Raw genomic sequence first — 4,615 nt, 5'->3', positions numbered from 1 at the left:
AAGCTGTGCGTCATCGATCTATTCGCAAAGCCGCGCCCATAGATCTTTTCGCAGCGCCGCACGCCGAAATTTTAGACAGATTTGGGGGATATAAACAGAGGAATGCAGCCATTCGTACAAGGGGTTTTGATGGGGCTGGGCGTTAGCGTGCCGATCGGCCCGGTAAACGTGCTGATAATGTCCTACGCGCTGCGAAGCTACACCAAGGCGCTGTGCCTGGGCCTCGGCGCCATGAGCGCGGATATGCTCTATCTGGCGCTATCGGCGTTGGGTATATCGCAGTTAGCCAAAATCCCGGTCGTTTTTGCCTGCATATCGGTATTTGGCGCATGCTTTTTGCTCTACACGGCGTACGCGATCTGGCATGGCGCGACTAGCTCGGTGCAACCTGCAAGCGTCGAGGCTTGCTCGGGCGCGGCGCTTTACGGCAAAGGCTTTTTGATAAATTTACTAAATCCATACGTCATTATGTTTTGGCTCAGCGTCTCTGCCGGCACCGCGCGAGCAGATTTCGCGCTTGCCCTTGCGGGGCTTGTAGGCGGAATTTTAGCTTGGATCACGCTTTTTCCGCTTGCGATATATCTAGCTCGCAGCAAGCTTCCAAACATTGTAGTGCGGGCATTTGCATATATCTCGGCGTTTATTTTGGTATTTTTCGCACTAAAGCTTTTATACGCTATAATTTTTGCTAAAATTTAAACCAAAGGATGGCTTATGAAACCGATTGAAATTCTAAAAGAGCTCATCAAATTCCGCTCGCTCACGCCTAGCGACGACGGAGCTTTCAACTACGTCTCGATGCTGCTGGCGGACTTTAGCGAGGATAGATTCGAGCTAAACGGCGTAACTAACGCGATTTTTACCAAGCGCTTCGGACAGGGTCCGCATCTGTGCTTTGCCGGGCACATCGACGTCGTGCCGCCGGGCGAGGGCTGGGCGAGCGATCCGTTTAAGCCGGTGGAAGCGGAGGGCTTTTTATACGGGCGCGGCGCGCAGGATATGAAAAGCGGCATCGCAGCGGCAATCTGCGCGCTAGCGGCGGCACACGATTTTAAGGGCACGCTGAGCCTACTACTAACCAGCGATGAGGAGGGTGACGGCATCTACGGCACGCGCGAAATGCTTTCTAAATTGCGCGAGCAAGGTACCCTACCCGACTTCGCAGTCATTGCGGAGCCTACATGCGAAGTGCGCTTCGGTGATACCATTAAGATTGGCCGTCGCGGCTCGATTAACGGCGTCCTCACGCTCACAGGTATCGGCGGGCACGCAGCCTACCCAGATAAATGCATCAATCCTGTCCATATTTTAGCGCCGGTGCTTGTAAGTCTTGCGGGGCATGATCTGGACGCGGGTAGCGATGATTTCGCTCCAGCCAAGATAGTCATCACCGACATTCGCGGTGGCTCACAGGTCGTAAACGTAACACCCAAGGACGTGCGCGTGATGTTTAACGTCCGCGGCGGCGTAGGGCTGGGGCTAAAAGACGTGCGAGACTACGTACTGAGGTTATTTGAGCTAGATGCAAAAGATGCGCTATGCAACGAAAGCGAATCCTGCGGCAAGCTAGAAATGAGCTGCACTGCGCAGCTGCGAGCAGGCGCGTCGCTACACCTCGCGCTAAAAAGCTCCTCAAAGCCTTTCTTAACTCAGCGAAGCTCCAAAATCGTGCAAAAACTAAGCGCTAGCGTGCAGAAGATCTGTGGCGCAGCAGCCGAGCTGAACACCGCAGGCGGCACGAGCGATGCGAGATACTTCGCGGAGTTTGGCGTGGAGACGGCGGAGTTTGGCGTGCGAAACGACACGATCCATCAGATCAATGAACGAGTAGAGATTAGCGACGTCGAAAATTTAGCTAAAATTTTTAGCGATCTGATAGAAAATTTCGACTAATTTAAGAATTTGGCAAAGCTACGTAGATTTGATAAAAATTCTGCGTTCTACCAAACTTTGCTGAATTTGCCGGGGTTTTCGCTCGTAGTTGCTTGGCAAATTTTATCTTTGCCGTGCGTATTGCGTAGAAATTTTGCCATGCTACGCCGCTTTTGCTAAGAATTTTATCTGCAGCACGCTCACCGCTTTTACGATTACTTTGCTATGCAACGTCGCTTTAGCAAGAAACCCTAGCAAAACGTCGCTTTCAAAGGCGAGCTTCGCCGACGAACGCTACCACTGCTAGGAATTTTTTAAAAGAATATTGCTTTTGCGCGAATTTCAGCAAATAGCGCGATCTTTGCGCAAAATTTCCATCGCTCTCTTCGCGCAAAATTTCATCTTCGCTAGGTGTCTCTAGCGGCATACTGCTGTACTTTGCCGTCTCCGTGAAAAATTTTATCTTTGACGCGCCCGCTGCTTACGCAAGAAGCTTGGCTAGGACAATGCCGTTTCTGCTGGGATACCGCCCGCTTCGTGGGTTTATAGAATTTTACTTAGTCACGTTGCCGCTGAGATAAATTCTGCCCCGCTTACCGCTTCTGCGCGGATTTTAACCATGCCTGACAAGCGCAATTAAAAATTTACTTTGCCTTAATACGGCGGCGTTGAATTTTACCCTTGCAGCGCGGCAGCATAGAATTTTTAGCCTCTGTAAAACTCTGCAACGAAACCTTGCTATCCTTGCCTATCTACACAAAAAGGAGCGGCAAAATTTTACTGCCTCGCGCACTACCTCACTAAATGCACGCAGGATGAAAATCTATCGAAGGACTTCAGCGCGGAATTTCGCGAGGCTAAATTTTATCACTGCGAAAAATTTCAACCGCTCATAGCAAGCGTCTGCGGCGCGATAAATTTAAAGTTAGGACTTGAAAGCCGGCTTAGCAGGCTCCTTACTAAATTTTAAATATTTCAATCGCTATAAAACTAGAAATTTACAAAATCGCTTTATGAAATTTCGCAGCGTCGCGCGGTAAAATTTTAAAATAAACGCCTTAGTGGCAAGGCTGGAATTAACGGAATTTTACTTGCCAAATTTGGCTAAATTTTCTCTTTCGAAGTTTAGCAGCCACGCTTTGGTCTCTACGCCGCCCGCGCCGCTGTATCCTCCGAGCCCGCCCGCAGCTACGACGCGGTGGCACGGCACGATGATGGGGATTTTGTTTTTGCCGTTTGCGCTACCTACTGCGCGGCTTGCGTGCGGTCTGCCGATAGCCCGGGCTAGCTCGCCGTATGTTACGACCTCGCCGTAGGGGATATCTAAAAGTGCGCTCCACACGGACTTTTGAAACTGCGTGCCATTTTGGCTCAGTTTAACGCTAAAGCTTTCAAGCTCGCCCCTGAAATATGCGCCAAGCTCGTCGGTGCAAAGAGCCAAATTCTTTCTTAAATCGCTAAGCCTTAAATCGCGTCCTTTATCATCCGCTGCACGCACAAAGCCGAATTTAAGCTCTGCGTCGTGTTTTTTAAAGATCTCATCATTGGGCCCGCAGGCAGAGCTTTTGACCCAGTCGATACTGCAGATCCCGATCTCGTCATCACAAATTTCAAGCATTCCAATAGGCGAATTAAAAAAGGCTTTTTGCATCTCAATCCTTTCAAATTTTTACTGGTTTGATCAAAAAAATTTTAAAAAGCGCTTGCTGCGGTGCAAGCTAAAGCTCTAAAACGATGGAATTTCATGCGGTAACGCGAATTTTTTAAAATTTATACGCAAGGCTCTGCAAAGCCTCTACTCAAACCGCACGATGTTTACTAAAACCCCGTCGAAAACGTCTTGCTTAAAGAGTTTGATCTCGCGCACGATATCTGCGTTATCATCGTCGATGACGCCGTTTTTGACGAGGCTGTCCTCGATGAGCTTAAAGATAAAGGCGTGGTTGCTGACGTCGGAGATACCGCTTTTAAAGCCCATTTCAAGGCGCACCGGCACGCCTATGTGCACGCCGCGCAGGTCCTTGGCGATGTAAAGATCAGCGATCGTGCGCACCATCTTTTTCGCCATCTGATAGTTCGACTTGGACGAAAGGATGTCATTAAGGCCGAAATTCTCCATCAAAAGCGGAATACGAACGCGCGCCAAAACCCCCTCGCCCGGCTCGCTCGCACTCTTTTTCAAAAACGAAATTTTGATTTTATGCGCGATACCGAACAGCCGCGGTCTAAAACCGGCAATCTTTGCGGCATCGGGAGCTTCCGCTCGCTTTGGCAAGCGCGCGATCTGCCTTGCAGACGACAGACCGGGCATCCCTGCGGCGGGCGGTAGATTTAAAGCCTGCTTGGTATGAGCGGAATTTTTGTAGGACCTATCCGCGTGTTGCCGATCTGCGGGGCGGGGCGGTGAAATTTCAGACTGTAAATTTAAGGAGCCGCGCGAATCATCAAACTCTGCATTCTCAGATTGTAAATTTTCACGCTCTTGCTCCGCGGGCTTTGAGCTTGCGCACCGAAACTCCGCAAAATGCTCTTCCTCTGAGAAATTTGAGCCGCTTTTTTCACGAGCAGCCCGAAACAGGCGCTCGCCCTCTTCTTTTTTAAAGGGCTCGTTTTGAACGCGCGGCTCGATCGTTTTTTCGCTGTTTTCGCCGCTTGAAATTACCTGCGGAGCCTTGATTTTTGAGGCGGAGTTTTGATCTCTTAGCGGAATTTGCGAAATTTTAATCCGCGGCACGGGCATCGG

Annotated in this window: 5 protein-coding genes; 2 read left to right on the top strand and 3 right to left on the bottom strand. The window is 50.0% G+C overall.

Annotated elements, in window-relative coordinates; genetic code table 11:
• The first annotated feature begins 129 nt into the window (after positions 1–129).
• A complete protein-coding gene (locus Q0236_RS02405; protein WP_297914646.1) occupies positions 130–699 on the top strand; it encodes a LysE family transporter in 570 nt (189 codons plus the stop codon).
• A 15-nt stretch (positions 700–714) separates the two neighbouring features.
• Complete coding sequence (gene dapE / locus Q0236_RS02400) at positions 715–1,893, top strand: succinyl-diaminopimelate desuccinylase (protein ID WP_297914643.1); 1,179 nt, start codon at positions 715–717, stop codon at positions 1,891–1,893.
• A gap of 247 nt (positions 1,894–2,140) precedes the next feature.
• Here the strand turns inward: dapE and Q0236_RS02395 are convergent, their stop codons facing one another.
• From Q0236_RS02395 to Q0236_RS02385, 3 genes are all read right to left on the bottom strand, one after another.
• The gene (locus Q0236_RS02395; RefSeq protein ID WP_297914641.1) at positions 2,141–2,299 is read right to left on the bottom strand and encodes a hypothetical protein; all 159 of its coding nucleotides are present in this window, start codon (positions 2,297–2,299) and stop codon (positions 2,141–2,143) included.
• 660 nt (positions 2,300–2,959) lie between these two features.
• Complete coding sequence (locus tag Q0236_RS02390; protein WP_297914638.1) at positions 2,960–3,523, bottom strand: methylated-DNA--[protein]-cysteine S-methyltransferase; 564 nt, start codon at positions 3,521–3,523, stop codon at positions 2,960–2,962.
• A gap of 144 nt (positions 3,524–3,667) precedes the next feature.
• Positions 3,668–4,615 (bottom strand): hypothetical protein (locus tag Q0236_RS02385; RefSeq protein ID WP_297914636.1); only part of this gene is annotated, 948 nt, incomplete at its 5' end.

The sequence above is a fragment of the uncultured Campylobacter sp. genome (assembly GCF_938031315.1).
Taxonomy (GTDB): Bacteria; Campylobacterota; Campylobacteria; order Campylobacterales; family Campylobacteraceae; genus Campylobacter_B.
Note: the sequence above shows the minus strand (reverse complement) of the source record. Positions and strands in the feature narration are given on the sequence as shown.